General features: G+C 70.9%; 21 protein-coding genes and 1 tRNA gene. 12 read left to right on the plus strand and 10 right to left on the minus strand.

Translation table 11 applies throughout. The features are described from left to right. Nucleotides 1-50: 50 nt before the first annotated feature. Nucleotides 51-1019 (plus strand): DMT family transporter, encoded by a 969-nt coding sequence (locus C8K30_RS26705; RefSeq protein ID WP_233257495.1) that lies wholly within the window; start codon nucleotides 51-53, stop codon nucleotides 1017-1019. A gap of 51 nt (nucleotides 1020-1070) precedes the next feature. On the opposite strand, the gene C8K30_RS26710 is transcribed toward C8K30_RS26705, so the two are convergent. Next, nucleotides 1071-2378 (minus strand): RNA polymerase sigma factor, encoded by a 1308-nt coding sequence (locus C8K30_RS26710; RefSeq protein WP_108495939.1) that lies wholly within the window; start codon nucleotides 2376-2378, stop codon nucleotides 1071-1073. 88 nt (nucleotides 2379-2466) lie between these two features. Next, nucleotides 2467-2889: a YciI family protein gene (locus C8K30_RS26715; RefSeq protein ID WP_108495940.1), complete on the minus strand. Its 423-nt coding sequence runs from the start codon at nucleotides 2887-2889 to the stop codon at nucleotides 2467-2469. A 178-nt stretch (nucleotides 2890-3067) separates the two neighbouring features. Here C8K30_RS26715 and C8K30_RS26720 point away from each other — a divergent pair, with 178 nt between their 5' ends. The 4 genes from C8K30_RS26720 to C8K30_RS26735 all read left to right on the plus strand — a co-directional run bounded on the left by C8K30_RS26720 (nucleotide 3068) and on the right by C8K30_RS26735 (nucleotide 7468). Next, nucleotides 3068-5107 (plus strand): glycoside hydrolase family 15 protein, encoded by a 2040-nt coding sequence (locus C8K30_RS26720; protein ID WP_108495941.1) that lies wholly within the window; start codon nucleotides 3068-3070, stop codon nucleotides 5105-5107. A 123-nt stretch (nucleotides 5108-5230) separates the two neighbouring features. Further along, on the plus strand, nucleotides 5231-6172 hold the full coding sequence (locus C8K30_RS26725) for an alpha/beta fold hydrolase (RefSeq protein ID WP_108495942.1): 942 nt from the start codon (nucleotides 5231-5233) through the stop codon (nucleotides 6170-6172). Next, a complete protein-coding gene (locus tag C8K30_RS26730; RefSeq protein WP_108495943.1) occupies nucleotides 6165-6791 on the plus strand; it encodes a TetR/AcrR family transcriptional regulator in 627 nt (208 codons plus the stop codon). The genes C8K30_RS26725 and C8K30_RS26730 overlap by 8 nt, the downstream gene beginning before the upstream one ends. Next, entirely contained in the window at nucleotides 6788-7468 is a 681-nt protein-coding gene (locus tag C8K30_RS26735; RefSeq protein WP_108495944.1) for a hypothetical protein, read from the plus strand. The genes C8K30_RS26730 and C8K30_RS26735 overlap by 4 nt, the downstream gene beginning before the upstream one ends. Before the next feature lie 148 nt (nucleotides 7469-7616). Here C8K30_RS26735 and C8K30_RS26740 read toward each other — a convergent pair whose 3' ends face one another. Next, nucleotides 7617-8528 (minus strand): Bax inhibitor-1/YccA family protein, encoded by a 912-nt coding sequence (locus C8K30_RS26740; RefSeq protein WP_108495945.1) that lies wholly within the window; start codon nucleotides 8526-8528, stop codon nucleotides 7617-7619. Nucleotides 8529-8750: 222 nt separating this feature from the next. On the opposite strand from C8K30_RS26740, the gene C8K30_RS26745 reads away from it, so the two are divergent. Together C8K30_RS26745 and C8K30_RS26750 are read left to right on the plus strand one after the other, a co-directional pair. After that, nucleotides 8751-9704, plus strand: coding sequence for an ABC transporter ATP-binding protein (locus C8K30_RS26745; RefSeq protein ID WP_108495946.1), 954 nt, complete (start codon nucleotides 8751-8753; stop codon nucleotides 9702-9704). Beyond that, a complete protein-coding gene (locus tag C8K30_RS26750) occupies nucleotides 9701-10585 on the plus strand; it encodes an ABC transporter permease subunit (RefSeq protein WP_108495947.1) in 885 nt (294 codons plus the stop codon). Before C8K30_RS26745 ends, C8K30_RS26750 begins: the two co-directional genes overlap by 4 nt. Nucleotides 10586-10844: 259 nt before the next feature. Here C8K30_RS26750 and C8K30_RS26755 read toward each other — a convergent pair whose 3' ends face one another. Together C8K30_RS26755 and C8K30_RS26760 are read right to left on the minus strand one after the other, a co-directional pair. Then, nucleotides 10845-14849, minus strand: a complete 4005-nt coding sequence (locus C8K30_RS26755) for an efflux RND transporter permease subunit (protein WP_108495948.1) — start codon at nucleotides 14847-14849, stop codon at nucleotides 10845-10847. 209 nt (nucleotides 14850-15058) lie between these two features. Next, nucleotides 15059-16294, minus strand: coding sequence for an MFS transporter (locus C8K30_RS26760; RefSeq protein ID WP_108495949.1), 1236 nt, complete (start codon nucleotides 16292-16294; stop codon nucleotides 15059-15061). Nucleotides 16295-16353: 59 nt separating this feature from the next. Between C8K30_RS26760 and C8K30_RS26765 the strand changes: the two genes are divergently transcribed. The 4 genes from C8K30_RS26765 (at nucleotide 16354) to C8K30_RS26780 (ending at nucleotide 18598) form a co-directional block, all read left to right on the plus strand. After that, nucleotides 16354-16845, plus strand: a complete 492-nt coding sequence (locus C8K30_RS26765) for a MarR family winged helix-turn-helix transcriptional regulator (protein WP_108495950.1) — start codon at nucleotides 16354-16356, stop codon at nucleotides 16843-16845. A 105-nt stretch (nucleotides 16846-16950) separates the two neighbouring features. Beyond that, the gene (locus C8K30_RS26770) at nucleotides 16951-17163 is read left to right on the plus strand and encodes a hypothetical protein (RefSeq protein ID WP_108495951.1); all 213 of its coding nucleotides are present in this window, start codon (nucleotides 16951-16953) and stop codon (nucleotides 17161-17163) included. Nucleotides 17164-17193: 30 nt separating this feature from the next. Further along, the gene (locus C8K30_RS26775; RefSeq protein WP_108495952.1) at nucleotides 17194-17898 is read left to right on the plus strand and encodes a transcriptional regulator; all 705 of its coding nucleotides are present in this window, start codon (nucleotides 17194-17196) and stop codon (nucleotides 17896-17898) included. Nucleotides 17899-17995: 97 nt separating this feature from the next. After that, a complete protein-coding gene (locus C8K30_RS26780) occupies nucleotides 17996-18598 on the plus strand; it encodes a ClpP family protease (RefSeq protein WP_108495953.1) in 603 nt (200 codons plus the stop codon). Nucleotides 18599-18609: 11 nt separating this feature from the next. On the opposite strand, the gene C8K30_RS26785 is transcribed toward C8K30_RS26780, so the two are convergent. Together C8K30_RS26785 and C8K30_RS31715 are read right to left on the minus strand one after the other, a co-directional pair. Beyond that, nucleotides 18610-19119 (minus strand): GNAT family N-acetyltransferase, encoded by a 510-nt coding sequence (locus C8K30_RS26785; RefSeq protein ID WP_199230723.1) that lies wholly within the window; start codon nucleotides 19117-19119, stop codon nucleotides 18610-18612. A gap of 149 nt (nucleotides 19120-19268) precedes the next feature. After that, nucleotides 19269-19763 (minus strand): helix-turn-helix domain-containing protein, encoded by a 495-nt coding sequence (locus C8K30_RS31715; RefSeq protein ID WP_108495955.1) that lies wholly within the window; start codon nucleotides 19761-19763, stop codon nucleotides 19269-19271. 164 nt (nucleotides 19764-19927) lie between these two features. Between C8K30_RS31715 and C8K30_RS26795 the strand changes: the two genes are divergently transcribed. Continuing rightward, a complete protein-coding gene (locus C8K30_RS26795; protein ID WP_108495956.1) occupies nucleotides 19928-22168 on the plus strand; it encodes an excinuclease ABC subunit UvrA in 2241 nt (746 codons plus the stop codon). A gap of 21 nt (nucleotides 22169-22189) precedes the next feature. Here the strand turns inward: C8K30_RS26795 and C8K30_RS26800 are convergent. The 3 genes from C8K30_RS26800 to C8K30_RS26810 all read right to left on the minus strand — a co-directional run bounded on the left by C8K30_RS26800 (nucleotide 22190) and on the right by C8K30_RS26810 (nucleotide 25122). Beyond that, nucleotides 22190-22263: transfer RNA gene (locus tag C8K30_RS26800), tRNA-Leu, on the minus strand. 302 nt (nucleotides 22264-22565) lie between these two features. Continuing rightward, nucleotides 22566-24023 carry an NAD(P)/FAD-dependent oxidoreductase gene (locus tag C8K30_RS26805; RefSeq protein ID WP_108495957.1) on the minus strand — a complete coding sequence of 486 codons (1458 nt, stop codon included), beginning with the start codon at nucleotides 24021-24023 and terminating at the stop codon, nucleotides 22566-22568. 148 nt (nucleotides 24024-24171) lie between these two features. Beyond that, complete coding sequence (locus tag C8K30_RS26810; RefSeq protein ID WP_199230724.1) at nucleotides 24172-25122, minus strand: Ppx/GppA phosphatase family protein; 951 nt, start codon at nucleotides 25120-25122, stop codon at nucleotides 24172-24174. Nucleotides 25123-25271 lie beyond the last annotated feature (149 nt).

The raw sequence follows: 25271 nt of genomic DNA on the forward strand, positions 1-25271 counted from the left end.
TGTAGAAACAATCGCTAGTGCTTCACAGTGGTTCGGGCGAGGATCGCACCATGACCAACGCCACGGCCGAAAGCCGCCAGACCTCGCCTCTCGGGCCGGGCAGTGTTCCGGACATGACCCTGACCGCCACGATCACCCCGCCGGCCACGAACCGCTTCCTCGTCCCGGCGGCCGCAGCGGTGACCGTCGTGCTCTGGGCGTCCGCGTTCATCGGTATCCGGGCCGCCGGCCAGGACTTCTCCCCCGGCCCCCTCGCCCTGGGCCGGATGTTCGTCGGGGCCCTGGCGCTCACCCTCATCGCCGGCCTGGCCGGCAAGCTCCGGCTGCCGCGCGGCCGGACCCTGGCGGGCATCGTCGTCTGGGGCGTCCTCTGGTTCGGGCTGTACAACCTCGCCCTCAACACTGCCGAGCGCACCCTCGACGCCGGCACCGCGTCCCTCCTGGTCGGGCTCGCGCCCATCCTCATCGCGGTGTTCGCCGGGATCTCGCTCGGCGAGGGTTTCCCCGCGCGGCTCCTGCTGGGCATCGGCATCGCGTTCACGGGCGTCGCCGGGATCGCCCTGGCCACGTCGAGCGGCGCCTCCGACGCGATCAGCGTCGCGCTCGGGCTGGCCGCCGCCGTCATCTACGCCGGGAGCACGATCCTGCAGAAGCGCCTGCTGCCGAAGGTCGACTCGCTGACCATGACCTGGCTCGGCTGCCTGGCCGGCGTGGTCGCGTTGCTCCCGTTCGCGCCGCCGCTCCTGGCCGAGCTCGCCGCCGCGCCGACGTCGGCCACCCTGAGCGTGGCCTACCTGGGCGTGTTCCCCACCGCCATCGCGTTCGTCACCTGGGGCTTCGCCCTCACCCGCACGACGGCGGGCCAGCTCGGCGCCGCGACCTACGCCGCCGCGCCGCTGGCAGTGCTCATGTCCTGGGCCCTCCTGGGCGAGGTCCCGACGCCGATCGCCCTGATCGGCGGCACCCTGTGCCTGACGGGCGTCCTGGTAGCCACCCTCCACCTCCGTCCCGCCCGTTGAGTGCTGTCCTCTCGAGACGGTTCGAGAGGACAGCTGTCCAGCACTCAACGGTCAGGCGAGGGCGGCGGCCTTGCGCTCCAGGACCGAGCGTTCGGCTGCGTTGCCGCACAGCTCGGCCGCGCGTAGGTACTCGCCTCGGGCCTCGGCCGTGCGGCCCAGGCGCGCCAGCAGCTCGCCGCGCACACCGGGCAACAGGTGCGAGTCGGTGAGCACGCCCCGGTCGACCAGCCCGTCCACCACCCGCAGGCCGAGGTCGGGCCCGTGCGCCATCGCCACCGCCACCGCCCGGTTCAGCTCCACCACGGGCGACGGCGCGAGGCGGCCGAGCGCCTCGTAGAGCACCACTATCCGCTCCCAGTCGGTCTCCGGCACCGAGTGCGCCACCGCGTGGCGCTCGGCGATCGCCGCCTGCAGGGCGTAGGCGCCCATGCCCGCCGGTCCGACGGCCCGCCGCAGCGCCGCGCGGCCCCGGATGATCGCCGCCCGGTCCCAGCGGCGCCGGTCCTGGTCCTCCAGGAGGATCGGCTCCCCCGACGGCCCCACCCGGGCCGGGAACCGCGCCGCCGTCAGCTCCAGCAGCGCGAGCAGGCCGAACGTCTCCGGCTCGGGCGCGAGCCGGGTCAGCACGCGGGACAGGCGCACGGCCTCGCGGGCGAGGCCGTGCCGGATCCAGTCGTCGCCCGACGTCGCCGACGAGCCCTCCGTGAAGATCACGTACAGCACACCCCGCACCGACGAGAGCCGGGCGGCACGGTCTGCGCCGTCGGGCACCTCGAACGGGACCTGCGCCGCGGCGATCGTCTTCTTCGCGCGGGTGATGCGTGCCTGCACCGTCGCGACGGGCACGAGGAAGGCGCGGGCGATCTCCTCGCTGGTCAGGCCGCCCACGACGCGCAGCGTCAGGGCGATCCGCGCCTCCCTGGACAGCACGGGGTGGCAGGACACGAACATGAGGGCGAGCACGTCGTCGTCGATCCGGTCCGGGTCGAACATCCCGGGCTCAGAACCCGGGTCACCTGCGACGATGCCGGTGCCGGACGGCGGCGGCGCGCCCGGGGCGCCCGACGTCGTCTCGCCCTCGGCCAGGCCGTGCGCGAGCGCTGCGTACCGCTCGTCCCGCCCTGCCCGACGCCGGTAGGCGTCGATCGCCCGGCGCCGGGCCGTCGCGATGAGCCATCCCGCGGGATCGCGCGGCGTGCCGTCGCGCGGCCAGGAGACGAGCGCCGCGGCGAGCGCCTCCTGGGCCACGTCCTCGGCGAGCTCGAAGTCGCGGGTGTAGCGGGTGAGCGCGCCCACGATGCGTGCCGACTCGATCCGCCAGACCGCCTCGACGGCCCGCCGTGCGGCGTCCTCGCTCATCGCGGTCCTTCCTCGTCGAGAACCGGGGCGAAACCGAACCGGGGCGAGTTCTGCCTCGCCCCGGTTCTGCTTCGGAACCGTGAGTGATTCAGAGCTGGCCGGTCGACTCGCGCCATGCGCGTTCCTTCTGGACGTGCTCGTTGTCCTGCGGGAAGTCGTCCATCTGCTGGACGCGGCGGATCTCCAGCTTGCTGCCCGGCCCGGCCAGCGGCGCGCGCTTGGCCCACTCGATCGCCTCCTCCTTGGAGGCGACGTCGACGATCCAGAAGCCGTTGAACAGCTCCTTGGTCTCACCGTACGGACCGTCGGTCACGACGGGTGTCTCGGACGAGTAGTCGACGACGACGGTCTCGGTCGCGTCGGTAAGGCCTTCGCCGGCGACGAGCACGCCCGCCTGGACCATGTCCTCGTTGAACTTGCCCATGTCGTTCATGATCTTCTCGAAGTCCATGTTCTCGTAGACAGCCATCGTCTCGTCCGTCGAGCGCATGATCAGCATGTACTTCGTCATGGTTCCTTCTCCCCTGGTTCGGAGGTCCCTGATGGGGCCTTCACACTCTCAGGTCGAACGGGGAACGCCCAGATCGACACGGTCCGAGAAGTTGTTCCGGTCGGCACGAGAACAGGTTCTGCGCGTCACACCGATCCGGCTTGCCACGCGCGAGGGACGTGCGGAACCCTTGATCCCCATGACGCTCGAATCGATTGAGTCGCTGGGGGCCGACGCCGACGCCCCCACGACATCCGGCACGTCCCCTCGGCGCCGCAAGACGCCGGCGAAGCCCGCGGACCCCGGCCCGGCAACGGGACACACGTCGAGCGACGGCGCCTTCCCGCACGTGTGGGACGGACGCAGCAAGTTTCCGCACATCGGCGAGTACGGGTTCCTGTCGGACTGCGAGGCCAACGCGCTGATCGCGCCGTCGGGCAGCGTGGAGTGGATGTGCGTGCCCCGCCCCGACTCGCCAAGCATCTTCGCCAAGATCCTCGACCGGGGAGCCGGCCACTTCCGGGTGGGGCCGCACGGCGTGCGCGTGCCCGTTGCGCGCCGCTACCTGCCCGGCACGCTCATCCTCGAGACCACGTGGCAGACCGAGACCGGCTGGCTCGTGGTGCGCGACGCCATGCTGATGGGCCCGTGGCACGACCTCGAGTCGCGCTCCGGCACGCACCGCCGCACCCCCACCGACGACGACGCCGAGCACATCCTGCTGCGCACCATCAAGTGCGTGTCGGGCACGGTGGACCTCGAGGTCGAGTGCGAGCCGCGCCCGGACTACGCGCGGTCCGACGTCGACTGGGAGTACGAGAACAGCGGGTACTCCGCAGTTGTGGCCCACATCGGCGACGCCACCCCGGACCTGCACCTGCGCTCCAGCCTGCGGTTCGGGCTGGAGGGCAAGCGGGCCACGGCGCGCACCCGGATGGCCCAGGGCGCCGAGCACTTCGTCGCGATGTCCTGGGGCTCGCAGAACCCGCCCACCAGCTACAAGGAAGCGCTCGACGCGATGTGGCGCACCGAGCGGTTCTGGCGCGACTGGATCACGCAGGGCCAGTTCCCCGACCACCCGTGGCGCGTCTACCTGCAGCGGTCCGCGCTCACCCTGAAGGGGCTGACCTACTCCCCCACGGGCGCGCTGATCGCCGCGGCGACCACGTCCCTGCCCGAGACCCCGGGCGGGGAGCGCAACTGGGACTACCGGTACGCGTGGATCCGCGACTCGACGTTCGCGCTCTGGGGGCTGTACACCCTGGGCCTGGAGCGCGAGGCCAACGACTTCTTCGCGTTCATCCAGGACGTCTGCCGCGACAACAGGCAGCTCCAGATCATGTACGGGGTGGGCGGCGAGGAGACGCTGGAGGAGTTCGAGCTGCCGCACCTCTCGGGCTACGAGGGCGCGCAGCCCGTCCGGGTCGGCAACGCCGCGTACGACCAGCGCCAGCACGACGTGTGGGGCGCGGTGCTCGACTCCGTGTGGCTGCACGCCAAGTCGCGCGACCAGCTGCCCGAGTCGCTGTGGCCCATCCTCAAGCGGCAGGTCGAGGAGGCCGCGAAGCACTGGCACGAGCCGGACCGGGGCATCTGGGAGGTGCGCGGCGAGCCGCAGCACTTCACCAGCTCCAAGCTCATGTGCTGGGTGGCGATGGACCGGGGCGCCAAGCTCGCCCGGCTGTACGACGAGCCCGACTACGCCCAGGCGTGGCAGAAGATCGCCGACGAGATCTTCAACGACATCTGCACCAAGGGCGTGGACGAGCGCGGCGTCTTCACGCAGCGCTACGGCGACCCGGCGCTCGACGCGTCGCTGCTGCTCGTGCCGCTGCTGCGGTTCCTGCCGCCGGACGACGAGCGGGTCCGGGCTACCGTGCTGGCGATCGCGGACGAGCTCACCGAGGACGGCCTGGTGCTGCGGTACCGCACGGACGAGACCGACGACGGCCTGCGCGGCGAGGAGGGCTCCTTCACCATCTGCTCGTTCTGGCTCGTGTCCGCGCTGGTCGAGATCGGCGAGGTCGAGCGGGCCCGGGCGCTGTGCGAGCGGCTGCTCGGCTACGCGTCGTCGCTCGACCTCTACGCCGAGGAGATCGACCCGGGCAGCGGCAGGCACCTGGGGAACTTCCCGCAGGCGTTCACGCACCTGGCCCTGATCAACGCCGTGATGCACGTGATCAAGGCGGAGACCGGCGAGGCGGAGAAGGGCTACTTCGGGGCGCCCCGCCCGATGTGACCTGCCCCGTTGAGTGCGGGATCCTCGCTCCGCCGGCCCCGGCCGGCAGGGGCGGGGATCCCGCACTCAACTTTTTTCCGGAGCCTCTTGCCCGCCTTGGCTAATGGGCGTAGCTTTATGGCTATGACAACCAGCCAGAGCAAACCGGTCGCCCTCCTGCCGCGACCCGAGGGCGACATCGCCTACACCGACTCGGGCTCCGGCCCGCTCGTGGTCGCCGTGCCCGGCATGGGCGACCTCCGGTCCACCTACGACGACCTCGCCCCGGCGCTCGTCGAGGCGGGCTACCGCGTCGTCGTCACGGACCTGCGCGGCCACGGGGACTCCGACACCACGTTCCGCACGCACGGCGACGAAGCCACCGGCACGGATCTCCTCGCGCTCGTCGAGCACCTCGACGCCGGCCCGGCGGTGCTGCTCGGCAACTCGATGGGCGCGTCGTCCGCCGCGTGGGCCGCCGCCGAGCGTCCGGACCTCGTGCGCGGGCTCGTCCTGCTCAGCCCGTTCCTGCGCCAGCCCGGGTCATCGGCCATGCAGCGGGTGATGCCGGCCGTCTACCGCGTCCTGCTCGCCCGGCCGTGGGGCGCCGCGTTCTGGGCGTCCTACTACTCGTCGATCACCAAGGGCCGCCGCTCGCCCCGGCACGCCGAGCACGTCGCCGCGATCCGGCGGAGCATGCGCGAGCCGGGGCGCCTGCGCTCCTTCCGCGACCTCGCCGTGGCGCTCGACCACTCGGTCGTCGAGCCCCGGCTGCCCGCGGTGGCGGCCCCGGCACTCGTCGTGGTCGGCGCGCTCGACCCCGACTTCTCCGACCCCGCGGCGGAGCTCGACTGGATGACGGACACGCTGGGCGCGCGCGGCGTCCTCGTCCCCGAGGTGGGCCACTACCCGCAGCACCAGGCGCCCGACGTCGTCGTGCCGGCCGTGCTCGACTTCCTCGCGGGGCTCCCGGGCACCCCGGCCAGGCCCGGCGCGGCCGACGCGGCCGGCACAGCCGGCACAGCCGCCCGGCCGCAGGACGGCGGCCCGGCCGCCTCGGCGCAGGACGGCGGCCCGCGTGCCTAGGGCCGGCCTGTCCCACGACGCCGTGGTGCGCCTGGCCCTCCAGGTGGTCGACGACGGCGGGTCGCGCGGGTTCGCCGAGCTGAGTCTGGCGAAGGTCGCAGCGAAGGCCGGCGTCGCGGCCCCGAGCCTCTACAAGCACGTGGGCTCGCTCGCCGACCTGCGGCGCGAGGTAGCGGTGCTCGCCATCCGGGAGGTCACGGCCGCCAGCACCGCGGCGACCGTCGGCCGAGCCGGCGCCGACGCCCTCCACGCGCTGGCGAATGCCTGGCGCAGCTACGCCCGCGAGCACCCCGGGCGGTACGCGGCCACGCAGATCGGCCCGGACCCGGAGGACCCGGCCGACGCCCGGCAGCGGGACGCGGCGGCCGAGGGCGTCCAGGTGGTCGTCGCCGTGCTGCGAGGCTTCGGCCTCCCGGACGACCGGGTGATCGACGCCGTCCGGGCCGTCCGGGCCGGCGTCCACGGCTTCGTGATGCTCGAGCTCGGCGGGGGCTTCCGGATGCGGGAGGACGTCGACCAGAGCTTCGCCGTGCTGCTGGACATGCTCGTCGCGGGCGTCGCGGCGCTCGGCACCCCCAACGCTCTGCTGGAACACGACACCCCTGGGAGCCACCGATGACCACCGCCCGCTGGACCAGTGCCGCCTTCGTCGCGGCCGGCCTCGCCTTCCTTCTCTTCCCGCTGCTGCGGCCGTGGCCCGACGAGACGGTCGCCACCACCGGCCTCGCCACCGCGTTCGCCTCCGACCGCTGGGTCCTGGCGCACCTGTGCGGGATCCTCGGCCTCGGCCTCCTCGCCCCCGCGCTGCTGGGCCTGCGGGCGGTTCTCGCCGACGACGGCGGGGCCGGTGCCGGCCGTGGTGCCGGTGTCGGCGCCGCGACCTGGGCGCTCGTCACCGCCTGGGTGGGTGCCGGGTGCGCGGCCCTCTACTTCGGCGCGGAGATCTTCGGCATCCGCACCATCGCGGAGGCGGCGCTGCGGGAGAGCGACCTCGGCCTGCTCGCCGAGATCGAGGTGCTGCGTCTGCAGCCGTGGGCCATGACCCTGTTCGGCGCCGGGCTGCTCCTGCTGGCGGCGTCCGGGGTGCTCGTCGCTGTCGCGCTGTGGCGCTCCGGCGCACGGCCGCGGTGGGCCGGCATCCCGCTGGCGATCGGCCTGGTGCTTGTGCTCCCGCAGTTCTTCGGCGGGCCGGAGCTCCGCATCACGCACGGCTTCCTGGTAGCGGCGGCCTGCACCCTGATCGCGGCCACTCTCCGGCCCCACCCTCTGCCGACTGCAGACTCCGCCGCGACTTGACGAGTGCAGACTTGGTTGCGGTTGGACGGTCTCCAGCCGCAACCAAGTCTGCAGTCGCGTGTGAACCGCAACCAGGTCTGCAGTCGCCAGACATGACAGAGGCGTGAACCCCGTCCGGGGTTCACGCCTCTGTCAGACAGCCGGCCCGCTAGTCGCGGGCGAAGCTACTGACGATCGCCAGCAGGCGCAGCAGCTCCAGGTACAGCCAGATCAGGGTCACCATCAGGCCGAAGGCCGCAGCCCATGCCATCTTGGCGGGCACGCCCGCCTCGACGCCCCGCTTGATGGAGTCGAAGTCCACGATCAGCGACGCAGCCGCGAGGCCGACGGCGATGAGGCCGACGACGATCCCGACGATGCCACCGCCCCACGAGCGCATGCCGAAGTCACCGAGCACGCCCGTCAGCATCAGGACGAGGTTGATCAGCGAGAACAGCGCATAGCCGATCATGGCGAACATCAGCCAGCGCGTGAACTTGGGCGTCACGCGGACACGGCCGCTCTTGAACAGGAACAGGCTCACCGCGAACACGGAGACCGTGCCGAGCACTGCCTGCAGCACGACGCCCTCGTACAGGGTGTTGTACACGAGCGAGATCGCGCCGAGGAATGCGCCCTCGAACACCGTGTAGGCCACGATGAGCGCCGGGCTCGGGTTCCGCTTGAACGCGTTGACCAGGCCGAGGACGAGTCCGCCGATCAGGCCCACGATCATGACCATGCTCAGCATGGCCGGCGGCACCAGCGTCCACGTCGCCGCGGCCACCACGACCAGGAGGGCGAGCAGCCCACCGGTCTTGATGATCACGTCGTCGTAGGTCAGTCGCTTGGTGTCCGCCGTGGTGGCGGACGGCGAGGTGTACATCGCGTCGAGCTGCGATGCATCCATCGCCTGCTGTCCCGCGGCGCCGTACTGACCGTACTGGCCAGGCTGCGGCGGAGTGCCATATGCGGGAGTCTGGTTGGGGTAGGTGGCGGTGCCGCCGCGGCGTGCACCGTTGGCACCGGTGCGACGGGGCTCACCGAAGACGTCGCTTCTCGAAAAGACGGGGTTGCTCATCTGCTCCTCCTGGTCTGTCTGACCATCCTAGGGAACGCTGGGAACTGCTCGGGAGTTCCCAGGTCATACCAATGGATGAAGTGGGTCCGCCCACAGGATGATCAGGGCCGGTAATGGGTGCGGTGGCCGCCGTCGGCTCCCTACTCTCGTTGCAACCAGTCTCCTAGTGACCGACCGGTGGCCGCACAGGCCACCCCGGCGTGGCAGATGGAAGGGCAAGTAATGATCGAGGCCAGAGGCCTGACCAAGAAGTACGGCGCCAAGACCGCCGTGGACGACGTCACGTTCACGGTGCAGCCCGGCCAGGTGACGGGCTTCCTGGGCCCGAACGGCGCCGGCAAGTCGACCACCATGCGCATGATCGTGGGGCTGGACCGGCCCACGGCGGGCACGGTGACCGTGAACGGCAAGCCGTACGCCACGCACCGCCGTCCGCTGGCGGAGGTGGGCGCCCTGCTCGACGCGAAGGCAGTCCACACCGGCCGCACCGCCCGGAACCACCTGCTCGCCATGGCCGCCACGCATGGCATCGCGACCAAGCGCGTCGACGAGGTGATCGAGCTCACCGGCCTGCAGTCCGTCGCGAGCAAGCGTGTGGGCGGCTTCTCGCTCGGCATGGGCCAGCGCCTCGGCATCGCGGCGGCCCTGCTCGGCGACCCGCGCACGCTCATCCTCGACGAGCCCGTCAACGGGCTCGACCCGGAGGGCGTGCTCTGGGTCCGCAACATCGCGAAGTACCTGGCTTCCGAGGGACGCACGGTCTTCCTGTCCAGCCACCTCATGAGCGAGGTCGCCCTCACGGCCGACCACGTGATCGTGATCGGCAAGGGCCGCATCCTCGCCGACGCCCCGGTCTCGGAGATCGTCGACGGCGCCGCGCGCAAGCTGGTGCGCGTCCGGTCACCGCAGGCCACGGTGCTCGTCGAGCTCCTGAAGGGCACGGACGCCGAGGTGGACGCCATCGAGCCCGGCCTGCTGGAGATCCGGGGCACCGATGCGGCGGCCGTCGGCGAGCTCGCCGCCTCCGCGCGGGTCGTGCTGCACGAGCTCACGCCCGTCGCGTCCACGCTCGAGGAGGCGTACATGTCCCTCACCGCCGACTCGGTGGAGTACCAGTCCGAGGACCTCGCCGCCATCACCGGCACGTCGTCCGACCTCGAGGGGAGCAAGGCATGAGCGCGACGGCCATCGCCGCGGGCGGTCCGGCGTCCGGCACGACGGCGGAACACACCCAGGTGCACAACGTCACCTTCTGGCGCGTCCTGCGCTCGGAGTGGATCAAGCTGTGGACGCTGCGCTCGACCTGGTGGACGCTCGGTTCGACGGTCGTGGTGATGGTCGGCTTCGCGCTGCTGCTGGCGTTCGTGGTGCAGCTCGCCGGTGACGCGATGGAGGGCGCCCCGCCCGAGGATCAGGCCGCGATGGGCGGCGTCCTCGGCGGGACGACGGTAGTGGCCGCCGGGTACGAGATGGCGGCCCTCGTGGTCGCCGTACTCGGTGCCCTCGTGATCACCGGCGAGTACTCCACCGGGATGATCCGATCCACGTTCGCGGCGGTGCCCGCACGCCTCCCGGCCTTCTTCGGCAAGGCGGTGGTCCTCGTGCTCGTGACGGCGGTGCTCGCCGCCGTGTCGCTCGCGCTGAGCTGGCTCGTCACCTACCCGATCCTGAACGCGAGTGACGCGACCGTGGACTTCGGCGACAGCACCCAGGTGCGATCGCTGTTCGGCACGGTGCTGTACGTGACGCTCGTGGCACTGTTCGCACTGGCGGTCGGCACCCTGCTGCGGCACACCGCCGGCGCGATCTTCACAGTGGTCGCGATCTTCCTCGTGATCCCGATCGTCTTCCAGATCGCTACCCTGGCGGCCGCCCAGGTGGAATGGGTAGGGGTGGTGAACAAGCTGCTGCCGAGCGTGGCGGGCGCGCAGATCACTCCGTCGGCGGGCGCGTTCCCCGACGTGCTCGACCCGTGGGTCGGGATCAGCGTGCTGGCCGGCTACACCGTGCTGGCGCTAGCGGGCGCGGCGACGCGCCTGAAGCTCCAGGACGCCTGACAAAGACGCCCGGCCGGCATCGGCCGGGACTCGGAACCCTCGGTCCTTGAGGGAAACAGGTACACCCCGGGCTGTGTTGCTGTGAGTAGACAAGATCTACTTACAGCAACACAGCCCGGGGGTGTAGCTGTTTCTCGGCTGGATCTTGCTCGGCTGGATCTTGCTCGGCTGGATCTTGCTCGGCTGGATCTTGCTCGGCTGGATCTTGCTCGGCTGGATCTTGCTCGGCATCCTGCTGACGGAGGCGCCGTCCGGCAGCTCAGTCGAGCGGGTCGAGTGGGTGGGGCCAGACCGGAGGCGGCGCCGGCCGCTGATAGTCCGGCTGGGGCTCAGGTTCGGGCTCCGGCTCCCACTGGGGCTGGGGCTGGGCCTGGGCCTGGGCCTGAGGCTGGGGCTGGGGCTGGAACTGAGGCGGCGTGTGATGCTGCGCCTGGTGCGGAGGGTTCGGCCACTGTTGCCGCGGCGCGGCCTGCTGCTGCGGCGGAGCCTGCGGCTGCCGCGGCGGGGTTCGCCGTTGCCGCGGCTGCTGCGCCGGCGGGGTCGGGGCGGGCTGCCCTGGCCAGTCCGGCGGTGCCTGCTGCGGCCCGCCGTACTGGGCGGGAGCCTGATACGCCGAGCCGTCGTAGTGCGCCGCATGCTGGGGCGGCAGCTCGACCGCCGGGACATGGGCGGGCGGGATCTGGCTCGACGCGGCCTGAGCCGGCGTCGGCTTGCTGTGCCGGGCCCGGCGCGGCCGGTCGGGCTCCATCCAGGCGCCGGACGAGTCGGGTGCGGCCTCCCTGGCCGGCGGCCAGCCCTGCTCCACCGGGCGACCCTGCGGTACGGGAGCGCCCTGCGGTTCGGGACGGCCCTGCGGCGCCGGGCGACCCTGCGGCACCGGAGCGCCCTGAGGTACGGGACGGCCCTGTGGCATCGGAGCACCCTGGGGTGCCGGAGCGCCCTGCGGCGCCGGGCGACCCTGGGGTATCGGAGCGCCCTGCGGTATCGGGCCACCCTGCGCTCGTCGAGCTGCGGCCGCCTGCCGCCCGACGGTCTGGAACGCGCCCGTCGCGACGCTGGGGAACGCGCCCGTCAGCGGCCCGCGTGCGAGGCGTCCGGCAGCCTCGTCCTCGGCCCGACGCCGTTCGGCCCGGCGCTCGAAGATCGTGTAGATCACCGGCACCACGTACAGCGTGAGCAGGGTCGAGGACACGAGCCCGCCGATCACCACCAACGCGAGCGGTTGCGAGATGAACGCCCCGCCGCCCGTCAGGCCGACTCCCATGGGCGCCAGCGCGAAGACCGTGGCCAGGGCCGTCATGACAATGGGGCGCAGCCGCTTGCGCGCGCCCTCGCGCACCGCCTCGTCGAGGCCCATGCCGTCCTGGCGGTACTGGTTGATCAGGTCGATGAGCACGATCGCGTTCGACACCACGATCCCCACCAGCAGCAGCGTGCCGATCAGCGCGGGCACGCCCAGCGGCGTGTTCGTGGCGACCAGCGCGACCAGCGCGCCGACTGCCGCGAACGGGATGGACACCAGCAGGATGAACGGCTGCGCCAGGCTCCGGAAGGCCGCCACCATGACGATGAACACGAGGGCGATCGCGGCCAGCAGTGCCATGCCCAGGCTGCTGAAGGCCTCGGCCTGGTCTGCGGCTGCACCGCCGACCGCCACCGTCGCGCCGGCCGGCAGGTCGATCGACTCGATCTCGGCGTTCACCGCGTCGGTGACCGCGCCGAGGTCGTCACCGGCGGGCGTGACCGAGACAGTGGCGGACCGGTCGCCGTCGATGCGGCTGATCGACGTCGGCGACTTGGCTACCTCCACGTTCGCGACGTCGCTCAGCGGCACGGCGCCGGCCGCCGTCGGAACCGGGATCTCGCCGATCTCGGCCATCGTGGTCGGCACGACGCCTGCGGAGAGCGTGACCCCGACGGGCCCCTCGGCGGTCTGCAGCTCACCCAGGTCCTGCGAGCCGGTCATCGCGGCCGACGCGATCCCGGTGACCTGCGTCTCGGTCAGCCCGAACTGCGCTGCGGCCTTGCGGTCGACGGTGACCTCGACGATCTCCTGCGCGGCCGCCAGATCGTTGCTGACGTCGGCGACGCCGCCCAGGCCGCTCATCGACTCCTGGAGCTGGTTGGTGGCCTCGGTCAGCGCAGCGTCGTCGCGCGCGCTCACCACGAGGTCGATGGAGGACGTGCCCACCGACTCGCCGCCGGACACGGAGATCTCCGTCGCGGGCGCCTCGGTCAGCCCTTCGACGGCGGCGCGGATGTCCGCGGCTGCGGCCGTGCCGTCGGCGTCCTCGTCGAGCGTGACCGCGAACGAGGCCTTGAGCCCGGCGCTCGCACCGCCGAACGCCGCCATCGACATGTCGCCGCCGCTGCCAACGGTGGTCTGCACGCTGTCGACGGCGTCGACGTCGGCCAGCGCGGTCTCCACCTGCTTCGCCGCCTCGTCCTGACCCTTCAGCGACGTCCCGGGCGCGTAGTGCTGCGTGACCGTCACGGTGTCCTGGCCGCTGTCCCCGAGGAAGCTGGTCTCCATGTTCGGGACGAGGGCGGCCGTGCCGCCGAGGATCGCCACGGCCACCCCGATGGTGACGACGGGCCGCGCGAGCGCACCGTTCAGCGTCGGCACGTAGATGCGCTGCCAGATGCCGCGGCTCTCCCTCTCCTCGGCCGCCTCGCGAGCGAGCGCCGCGCCGCGGCCGGCCTTCCTCGGGGGACTGATGAACCAGTACGCCAGCACCGGCACGATCGTCAGGGCCACGACGAGCGAGGCCAGCATCGCTATCGACACGGTCAGGGCGAACGGCCGGAACAGCTCGCCCACCATGCCGCTCACGAACGCGATCGGCAGGAACACCGCGACGGTGCAGATCGTGGAGGCCGCGATGGCCCCACCCACCTCGCGCACCGCCGCGAGGATGGTCTCGGCCTTGTCCTCGCCGTACGACATGTGCCGCTTGATGTTCTCGATCACCACGATCGCGTCGTCGACCACGCGGCCGATCGAGATGGTGAGTGCGCCCAGCGTCAGGATGTTCAGGGTGTAGCCGCCCGCGCTCATCCCGATGAACGTCACCGCGAGCGACAGCGGGATGGAGATCGCCGACACCAGCGTGGACCGCATGGACATCAGGAAGACGAGGATGACGAGCACCGCGAACAGCAGCCCGAGGCCGCCCTCCGTGGCCAGGCCGTGGATCGACTCCTCGACGAACGGGGCCTGGTCGAACACGACGGCCGTCTCGATGCCGCGCTCGGACAGCGTGTCCGCCACGTCGGGCTCGGCGAGCGCCGCCTCGATCGCGTGCGACACCTCCACCGTGTTGGCCTCCGGCGTCTTCGTCATGGCCAGGCCGAGCGACGGCGAGCCGTCGAGGCGGGAGTAGGACGTCGCCTCGACCGCCTTGAGCTGCACGGCCGCGACCTGGCCCAGCAGCACGGGCGCGACCGGTTCGGTCGGGAGTACGTCCGACGTCGTCGCGCCGCCCGCCGCGTCGCCGGTCGCCGCGCCCGGGGCAGCGGTTCCGCCCGGGAGGACGGGGAGCTGCTTGAGCTGGTCGACCATGTCGACGGGCTTGCCGAGCTGGACGGACCAGGCGCGGCCGCCCTCGGTGATCTCCCCGGCCGGCATGACCACGCCGTTGTCCTGCAGCACGGTGGTCAGGTCTTCCGTCGTGAGGCCGGCCGCAGTGAGCTTCTCCTGGTCTGGCAGGATGCGGACCTCGGTCTCGCTCTGTCCGGTCACCGCGACCGAGCGGACGCCGTCGACCTCCTCCAGCGCGGGCACCACGACGTTCTCGACCGTGTCCGCGAGGGCGTTGGGGCTCTTGTCGCCCGAGATCGCCATCTGGACCACGGGCACGTCGTCGACGGAGCCGGTAGTGATCTGCGGCTCGACATCCTTCGGGAGGGCCGGCCGGACCCCCGCCACGGCGGTCTGGAGGCGCTGGGTGGAGTCCTCCATGTCGGTGCCGTAGGTGAACTCGATGGTGGTCAGGGAGATGCCGGTGGACGCCGTCGAGCGGACCGACGCGACCCCGTCGACGGAGGCGATGGCCTCCTCGATCACATCGGTGACCTGTTCCTCCATGACCTGGGGCGACGAGCCCTGGTACTGCGCGCTCACGATGCCCGTCGGGAGCTGCATGGACGGGATCAGCTCCTGCTTCAGGGAGGTCATGCTCAGCACCCCGAACACGGCGATCGCGATCGTCACCAGCGCCACGACGGCTCGGTTCGCGAGGGACAGCCGGGCGAGATGGAACACAAAGACTCCACTGTGCGGACGAGGATCGGACATACGGCGCGACGCCGCCGTCGTGGCCCGGGCGGACCAACGGGGTGAAACCGACCGAAGTCACAGAGTAGGGCAGTATGCTCCACCGGCCGCAAGCGCGCCGTGATCTTCGGTGTGCCCGACGGACGCCGATCTCGGGGTGCTGCCCGGCCCGTCCGCACACTGGCCGGGGCGAGAAGTCACAGCTCGGACATCGCCTCCTCGGGTGAGCCCTCGACGCTCTTCGCGGCTCCGTTCCAGCGCTGCCAGAGCACACGCTCCCCGATCGGCCGGGCCATGACGTGCGCCGTCACCACGAACACGATCACACCGACGAGCAGCACCACCGACGCCACCCAGAACGGCGACGCGGGGTCGACGCCCTCGGCGAGCAACCCGGCCACCACTGGCGCGGGAGCCGCGAAACCCCAGCGGACCAGGTTGAACGCGCCGGTGGTGACGCGGCGGTCCGGGTCGCCGAGGGCGAGCGACAGGTCCGTGAGGTTCGCGTTCGCGATACCCATGAACACCCCGGCCACGATGGTCACGACGATGGAGCCGACCGTCCCGACGCCGATGGCGAGCACCGCCACGCACGCCAGCACGCCGACGATCGCGACGCCCAGTGTCTGCACGAACCCGATCGCGTGCGCCAGCCGGTGGCCGACCGCGAGGATGCCGACGGCCACGCCGATCCCCCAGGCGGTGAACACCAGGCCCAGCGGCACGACGTCGAGGCCGAGGAACACCGGGACGTACCCGAGCACCACGAAGAACACGAAGTTGTAGGCGGCGGTCACGACCGCGAGCGCCAGGAAGCCCGGCTTGCGGAACAGCCCGAAGACCTGCCCGAGCTTCAGCGGCGCGGGCTTCTCTGCCGGGTCCCTGAGCCGGGTGGCGGAGACCAGCAGCGCGACGACCATGAGCAGGCCGCAGACGAAGAACGGCACCCGCCAGCTGATGTGCCCCAGCAGCCCGCCGATCAGCGGCCCGACAGCGAAGCCGAGCCCCACGCAGGTCTCGAACAGGCCCACCACCCACTCACGGTCCTTCGCGAGCGCGACCAGCAGCACCATGGCGGTGGCGAAGAACATCGCGTTCCCGAGGCCCCACACGCCGCGCAGCACCGCGAGCTGGACGATGTTCCCGCTCAGCGCGGCGAGCACCGCCGCTATCGCGACGAGTGTGACGCCGGTCGCCAGGATCTTCTTGTACCCGAACTTCCCGGTCGCCATGACAGCCGGGATCATGCCGATCGCCATGACCGCGATGTAGGCGGTGAACAGCAGCTCGATCTCCCAGGTGGTGGCGCCGATCTCCGCGCCGATGACGGGAAGGATCGGGTCCACGACGGCGATGCCCGCGATCGCGAAGAACGCGGTGAGTGCCGTGGCATAGATGGCGGTCTTGTTCGGTTCGTTGCGCGCGCTGGCCACGCGGCCTCCTTACGATGATTTACCTGTACCCCACAGGTATATGCCTGTAGGCTACACCTATGTCAGGGAAGACGAAAGAGAACTCGGACGCCGAGCACCCCGGCGGCGCCCCGCTGTCGCGCGTCGAGCTCCAGCTCGCGCTCCTGCTGCGCCGGGCCGAGCGCACGGGCGCCATCCGCGCGGGCCACACCCCGGCGCTCGAGCGGTCGGGCTACCTGCTGCTCCTGGTGCTCAGCACCGAGGGCCCGCTCGGCATCAACGCGCTCGCCGAACGCCAGGGCCTCGACGCGTCCACCGTGACCCGGCAGGTCGTCAGCCTCGAGAAGGCAGGCTTTGCGCGACGCAGCCGAGACCCGCGCGACGGGCGGGCCGTGCGGGTGGAGGCGACGCCGTCGGGCAAAGCGCAGCTGGAGCGTGAGCGCGAGCGGCGCAGCGCCATGTACGACCAGATCCTCGCCGACTGGTCCCCCGCCGAGCAGTCCCTGCTCGCGGGCCTGCTCGAGCGCCTCAACCAGGACCTGGACGCCTTCCGGCGCGACCCGGACGACTGAGCACAGCTTCCAAAGATTTGGTTGCAAAGATTCTCTTGCAAAGAACTCTTTGCATGCGTAGGGTGGGGCGCACGAGCTACCTCACCCCGAGCCAGGAGAAGCACGATGAGCGCCTTCGCCCCCACCGCTGTCCCCCAGGCCTTCCACCTCTTCGCATCGCGTGCCGCCGCGGCGTCGTCCCAGGGCCGCCGTCGGGAGACCCCCGTCCAGGACCGCGAGGCACTGCGCCGGGAGGCCGAGCGCGTGGCCCGGCAGCGCGCTCAGGCTGAGCGGGCGCGCGACAACGCGGCCGCGCGCCACCCCCTCGCGCTGCGCTGATCGGGCCGGGCACTGGGTAACGTCCTGCCTATGGCGACTGCACGCAAGGACTCCCCGGGCCGGCCAGCGGAAGAGGACGCACCCTCCCCGTCGGGGCCGCAGGCCCCGCGCGCGGCGCCCAGCCCGTCCGAGCCCCCTGCGGTAGGCCCGCCGGCGGAGCTGGGCCCCGCGGCCCTGCGCGCGCTCGCTCACCCGCTCCGCATCCGCATCCTCGACCTGCTCCCGAGCCGCGGTCCGCTCACCGCCAGCAAGCTCGGCGAGATCGTCGGCGAGTCGAGCGGTTCGACGAGCTACCACCTGCGACAGCTCGCCAAGCACGGCCTCGTCCGCGAGGTCGAGGGCAAGGGCACCGCACGGGAGCGGTGGTGGGAACGCACACCCGGCGGGTTCAGCATCTCCAACGCGGGGAAGGACTCCCCCGCGGGCCGACAGACCGCCGAGGCCGTCAACATCGAGTTCCTCCGGCTCCGCCACGAGCGGGTGATGGCCTTCATCCGTGCGGGACAGGACGCGGACGAGGAGACCCTGAAGGCATGGCTGGGCACCGCGGCCTTCGTCACGTCCAACAAGTGGGCCACACCGGAGCAGATGAAGGCGATCGTCGAGGCGTGGGACCGCTTCGCCGCCGAGCACATCGACCCGCTGAGCCGGCAGGAGGGCGTGCCCGGAGCCGTGCCGTTCGAGGTCCACTTCGACGCGTTCCCGACGGTCGACGCAGAGGGCAACCCGCTCTGACGCGTCATGCCTCTGGCACGAGCACCTCTGCCATGAGCAGATCTGCGGCGGGCAGAGATCGCTGTCCAGGGCGCCGGCGCCGGGTCATCGTGGAGGCATGACCGAGACCACCCAGATCCACCCCTTCGAAGACCACCTCGCCACGCGGCTGCTGCACCAGCGGATCGTGCTGATCGGCAGCGAGATCGACGACGTCGTCGCCAACCGCGTGACCTCGCAGCTCCTGCTGCTCTCAGCAGAAGACTCTGCAGCGGACATCAGCCTCTACATCAACTCCCCCGGCGGCTCCATCAGCGCAGGCCTTGCCGTCTACGACACGATGAAGCTGCTGCCGAACGCCGTCTCGACCGTTGCGGTCGGGTTCGCGGGCAGCATGGGCCAGTTCCTGCTCGCCGCGGGCACCAAGGACAAGCGGTACGCGCTCCCGCACGCGCGGATCATGATGCACCAGCCGGCGGGCGGGATAGGCGGCACGACGACCGACGTCGTCATCCAGGCCGAGAACATCCGGCACGTCAAGGACGTCGTGACCCGGCTGCAGTCCGAGCACACCGGCCAGACCGTCGAGACCATCGCCGCGGACTCCGAGCGCGACCGCTGGTTCACCGCTGAGCAGGCCCTCGCCTACGGCATGATCGACAAGATCGTGGACCGGGTCAACGACGTCCGCCCGGGCGGAAAGAGGCGCGCCGGGCTCTGATCCACAACCAGTCAGAGGTGGCGGACGAAGATCAGGGTCGGACCGTCCCAGTCGATCCCGTGCAGCTCCTGCAGGGGCAGGAAGCCAACCCTCCGGTAGAACGCACGAGTCTCGGCATACGGCTCACTCTCGAACGAGGGCCCCACCGTGTGGACGGCCAGCTGGGATGCGCCGGCTGCTCTGGCGGCTTCGGCCACCGCCTCGACAAGCGCCGTCCCGGCGCCGCTTCTCCGCACGTCCGCGTGCACGGCGAGGAGTGTGAGCTCGGCAGTCTCGGGGAAGTGCTGCTTCGCGAGGGCTACGCCGATAGTCCGCCCGTCCTGCGTAGCGAGGAACGAGTCTTCGATCGCGGCACTTGCCACGTAATCCCGGATTGATCGCTCGATCCCGAACCAGGCTGGCAGTGAGCGGAGGATCCGGTCAGTGGCCGATGGGTCCCGGCGACGGTCGACGTGGGTCTCGGTCACGCGACGGAGTTCACCATTGGCGGTACTCAGCAGTCCACTGATTTCTGCCGTCACGACGAATGGTTCATCGATCGTCAGCGGGCATGCCATTCGCGCCAGAGGCGTCAGGCCGACTCTGCCATGAAGTAACGGCTGTGTGTGCTGCTGCGGATCGTCTCCAGGGAATCAGAAACCAGGGAGACGTTATTGCATATACGCGACGCTCACGCCGCCAGCAGCACCGCCTCGCCTCGCTGCCCGACGGCGGGGGCGCCGGCCGGTGCCGCGCGCTCCGCCTGCAGGGGGTGCTGGGAGGAAGAGAAGCCGGCCGACCGGCGAGCGGCGGACGACAGGACGCGGACCCGGCGGCCCTCCTCCTGGGCCGCGAGCGCGATCGCGAGCTCGGCCCACGCGCGTTCGATGAGGTCGACGAGGCGCATGCCCAGCGCATCGCACACGGCGGCGAGCACCTCGGAGGAAGCCTCCTTGCGTCCCCGCTCCACCTCGGACAGGTAGGCGGTCGAGACCCGGGCGTCCGTAGCGACGTCGGCCAGGGTGCGGCGCTGCTCGCGGCGCGCGCGCCGCAGGATGCCACCCACCAGGTCACGCAACAGCGGTTCGCGGGCGTGCTCAAGCGTCCCAGGGCTGGTTCCTGGCGTGCCGTTGTTCGTGGTGCCGAGCCCAGCAGTACTCGCAGTACCCATCGAGATCATTGCCATCTGCCCACTCCCGCCGTTGGTACCCGTCACGCTACCCAACCCCACTGACACCGCGGGTCGTTCCGGCGTCTGCTGCTGGCGTAACGCCGCGGCGGGCGGCGGGCGATGGCCGAGTCACTGTCAGTGCCTCCTGGCACGATTGGACCACCGACCAGGAAAGGACCGTGGTGTTCGGATCTATCGAGGTGCGCGGAGCTCGCGAGAACAACCTGCAGGGAGTCTCGGTCGATATCCCCAAGCGGAAGCTCACGGTCTTCACCGGGGTCTCCGGCTCGGGCAAGAGCTCGCTCGTGTTCGGCACCGTGGCGGCCGAGTCGCGGCGCCTGATCGACGAGACGTATTCGGCGTTCCTGCAGGGGTTCATGCCGTCGCGCCCGCGGCCCGACGTCGACACCCTGTCGAACCTGTCGGCGGCGATCGTCGTGGACCAGGAGCCGATGGGCGCCAACGCTCGCTCGACCGTCGGCACGGCCACCGACGCGTACACGATGCTGCGTGTCATCTGGTCGCGGCTCGGCCAGCCGTACGTCGGCGGATCGAACCTCTTCTCGTTCAACGACCCGCAGGGCATGTGCGGCAACTGCGAGGGTCTGGGCCGCGTCTCCGCGATCGACACGGAAGCCCTCGTGGACCGCAGCAAGTCGCTGAAGGAGGGGGCCATCACGTTCCCCAACTTCGGGGTCGGCACCTGGTACTGGAAGGTCTACGCCGACTCCGGCCTGTTCGACGTCGACAAGCCCCTGAAGGACTACACCGACACCGAGTGGCACGATCTGATGCACGGCGACGAGCGGAAGATCGTCTCGGGCGGCATCAACGTCACCTACGAGTCGCTGGTCCCCAAGATCACGCGGCTCTACCTGGTCAAGGATGTCGAGTCGATGAAGGGAGCGATGCGGGCGGCCGTCGACCGGCTCGCCACGTTCACGCCGTGCCCCGAGTGCGGCGGCACCCGCCTCAACGACCGGGCGCGATCGTCGCTCGTCAAGGGCAAGCACATCGGCGAGGCCGCGGCGATGCAGCTCACCGACCTGGCCGAGCTCGTGCGTGACCTCGCCGACCCGCACGTCCAGCCCATCCTGGACGGCCTCAACGACCTGCTCGCCACGTTCGAGCAGATCGGCCTGGGGTACCTGTCGCTGGACCGGGAGTCGTCGTCGCTGTCCGGCGGGGAGGCGCAACGCACCAAGATGGTGCGGCACATGGGGTCTGCCCTGACGGACATGACCTACGTGTTCGACGAGCCGACCATCGGGCTGCACCCGCACGACGTGCGGCAGATGAACGCCCTGCTCCAGCGCCTGCGGGACAAGGGCAACACAGTGCTCGTCGTGGAGCACAAGCCCGAGGTCATGGCGGCGGCCGACCACCTCGTCGACATGGGCCCCGGCGCCGGGACGCACGGCGGCACGGTGGTCTACGAGGGCGACATCACGGGGCTGCGCACCTCCGGGACCGCAACGGGCAAGCACCTGGACCAGGCGGTCACGCTCAAGGCCACACCCCGCACCCCGACCGGCAGGCTCCGGATCGAGCACGCGAACCTGCACAACCTCCAGGACGTGTCGGTCGACGTCCCGCTCGGGGTGCTGGTCGCGGTGACGGGCGTTGCCGGGTCGGGCAAGAGCTCGCTCATCCACGGCTGCCTGCCGCGTGACGGCGTCACGTTCGTGGACCAGTCGGTCATCCGCGGGTCGCGGCGGTCCAACCCCGCCACCTACACCGGGATCCTCGAGCCCATCCGCAAGCAGTACGCCCGCGCCAACGGGGTCAAGCCGGCGCTGTTCAGCGCCAACTCGGCAGGCGCGTGCCCGGGGTGCAAGGGCGTGGGCCTTATCTACACCGACCTCGCCTTCATGGCGGGGGTCGCCAGCGTGTGCGAGGCGTGCGAGGGCAAGCGGTTCACCGACGAGGTGCTGGGCTACACGCTGCGCGGCAAGAACATCGCCGACGTGCTCGACATGTCCGTGGAGGAGGCACTGGGCTTCTTCACGGAGAAGTCGGTGCTCCCGATGCTGTCCCGCCTGTCCGACGTCGGGCTGGACTACATCTCCCTGGGCCAGCACCTCAACACCCTGTCGGGCGGCGAGCGGCAGCGCCTCAAGCTCGCGATCGAGATGGGCGGCAACACCCCTGCCTTCGTGCTCGACGAGCCCACCGCCGGCCTGCACATGCAGGACGTCGACAACCTGGCCGGCCTGCTGGACCGCCTTGTCGACTCCGGCCGGTCCGTGATCGTGGTGGAGCACAACCTGTCGGTCGTCGCCCGGGCCGACTGGGTGATCGACATGGGACCGGGCGGCGGGCACGACGGCGGCCGCATCGTCTTCGAGGGAACCCCTGCCGAGCTGGCGCGTCAGGAGGCATCACTGACGGGCCGCCACCTGGCGGAGCTGGTCGCCTGACGGCGCCGGACCGTCCGATCGTGCCCCCACCCGGATTCGAACCGGGACTGTGCCGGGTTTAAGCCGGCTGCCTCTGCCAGTTGGGCTATGGGGGCGCACACCAGAGACTACCGAGCAGCGATCACCGAACGGGAGTTCTGACAGACCGAATTCGGTCAGCTGCACGGTCCCAGCACCGAGTTGGGTCGGCTGCGCGGTCCCCGCACCGAGTTCGGTCAGCTGCACGGTCTCAGCACCGAGTTCGGTCGGTTGCTTCGAGATCGGTCGATTAATTGACCGATCTCGAAGCAACCGACCGAACTCACGTCAACGACGAGGACAACCGACCGAACTCACGTCAGTCACGAAGCGGACCGAGCTCAACCCCCGCAGACGACCAGCGCGAGACAAGACCCGGTCAGACCTTCGAACCCGACTCCGCCCGCGCGGCGGACGACTCCGCCTTCTGCTCGACCTTCTCGCCCGCCGGCTTCGGCGGCACGGACGCGTTGCGGAACTCCTGACGCGGGTCGTGCAGCGAGCCCAGCGAGACCAGCTCGCGGCCCATGAGGAACTGGCCGATCCAGCCGATCAGGATGCGGACCTTGCGGTTGCCGGTCGGCATCGCCATGACGTGGTAGCCGCGGTGCGCGACCCAGGCGAGGAACCCGCGCAGCTTGATGAAGCCGAACAGCTCGGCGACACCCTTGTAGAGGCCCAGCGACGCGACCACACCGACGTTCTTGTGGTTGTACTCGACGGCGGGCTTGTCCTTGTAGAGCGCGACGATGTTGTCGGCCAGGCGCACTGCCTCGCGGATCGCGTGCTGCGCGTTCGGCGGGCAGAACTTGCCCGGGTTGAGCACGTCCGGCACGGCGGCGCAGTCGCCCGCGGCCCAGGCGCCCTCGACGATCTCGCCGTCCTCCGTGGCCACCTGCAGGGTGGGGAGCACGATGACGCGGCCCAGCTTGTCGAACGGGAGGTCGGACGCCTCCTTGATGACCGGGTTCGCCTTGACGCCGGCGGTCCACACGATGGTCTCGGTGTCGAACTCGACGCCCGTCGAGGTCACGACGTGCCCGTCCACGCAGGACGAGAGGAAGGTGTTGAGGTGGAACTCGATGCCGCGCTTCTTCAGCTCGGCGAGGGCGTACTCGCCCATCGGCTCCGTGACCTCGGGCAGGATGCGCCCGGCGCCCTCGATCATGACGAACCGCAGGTCGGACGCCTCGATCGTGTGGTACTGCCGCGTCGCGTAGCGCGCCATGTCCTCGATCTCGGCGAGCGCCTCGATCCCGGCGAACCCGCCACCCACGAAGGTGAACGTGAGCATGCGCTTGCGCAGGTCGGCGTCCCACGTGGAGGACGCGACGTCCAGGCGGTTGATGACGTGGTTACGGACCGCGATGGCCTCTTCCACGTTCTTGAAGCCGATGGCCGCTTCCGCGAGACCCGGGATGGGCAGCGTTCGGGAGACCGAGCCGAGACCGACGACCAGCTGGTCGTAGGTGACCTCGTACTCGTCGCCCTCCTCGGGCTGGATCTTCACGGCCTTGCGCCCGTGCTCGATGGTGGTGACCTTGCCCTGCAGCACGTCGATGCCCTTGAGAGCCTTGCGGTGCGGTGCGACGACGTCGCGGGCGTCGATGGAGCCCGCACCCGCCTCGGGCAGGAAGGGTGCGTACGTCATGTACGGGCGCGGGTCGACGACGACGATGGCCGCCTCCCGCTTCTTCAGCTTCTTGCGCAGGCGGCGCGCCACGTAGAGGCCGACGGACCCGCCGCCGAGCACCACGATGCGCGGCACCTTCCGCGGGCGCGGCGTGCTCGCCGGATCGGAAGCATGGCTGACCGAGGTCAGGTCGTTCTGAGGCATGATTCCCAGGGTACCGCGCACTTCGCGTACTTCTTCACATGACTGAGAGCGGCGGGTGCGTGATGCCCACCACGCCGCCTTCGCCGCTGCGAGGAACTCCCTCGATCCTCCGGCCTGACAACGGACCACCCCTGCCAGAGGTTCCCGCTCACGCCATCGACAACGCGATCCCGTCGAGGATGTCGTGCTCGCTGGTCACGACGTGTGTCAGCGACCCGCCCTCCGCCTCGACGTCGGCCGCGACGCGCGTGATCACCTCGGACCACACGAGCGCCCCGGCCGCGATCACGTCGACCCGCCCCGGGTGCAGAAAACCCATGGCGGTCCGCTCGGCTCGCGGCGCCGCGATCAGGGCCGCGCAGGAGGCCAGCACCGTCGAGACCGGCAGCTCCGCCTGGTTCACGCGGTCGTGCCGGTACTCGGCCAGCCCCAGCGCGTGCGCGGTCACGGTGGTGATCGACCCGGCCAGCCCGACCAGGGTGGCGGTCTTCCCGAGCGGGACCACGCGGGCGGCGTCGTCCAGGTGGGCGCGCACGTCCGCGCGGGCCGCCTCGATCTCGGTGGCCGACGGCGGATCGCTGTGCAGGTGCCGCTCCGTCATCCGCACCGAACCCACGTCCATCGAGACGCTCGCGTCCACCGTGTCCGTCCCGAGGACCAGCTCGGTGGAACCTCCGCCGAGGTCGACCACGAGGAACGGGCCGGCGTGCGCCCCGGCCACCACGCCGGTGGCACCGCGGAACGACAGCTGCGCCTCCTCGTGCCCGCTGATCACCTCGACGCCGACGCCGAGCGCACCCCGCACGCCGTCGAAGAAGGCGTCCCGGTTCCGCGCGTCCCGCGTGGCCGACGTCGCCACGAACCGCACCCGCTCCGCCCCCGCCGCCTCGATCGCCGCCGCGTACTCGCGGGTCGCCGCGAGCGTCCGCTCCAGCGCCTCCGGCGCGAGCTCACCCGTGCGGTCCACGCCCTGACCCAACCGCACCACCTCCATGCGGCGGTCGAGCTCGGTGAGGTTTCCGGCGGCGTCGACGTCCGCGACGAGCAGGCGGATCGAGTTGGTGCCGCAGTCGATCGCGGCCACGCGAGAGGAAGTCACGCGAAGATTCTCCCAGGCGCCCCAGCCGCACGACGTCGGACGTGCCGGTTCGCGAGAAACCTCACTCCGGACACCCGGAAAGCGGCCTCAGGCCCTGGCCGCGGGCGCGACCGTCGCGCCCGGAACGGTCACGTGGGCGCAACCGCTCA

The organism is Promicromonospora sp. AC04 (genome assembly GCF_003058225.1).
GTDB lineage: Bacteria > Actinomycetota > Actinomycetes > Actinomycetales > Cellulomonadaceae > Promicromonospora.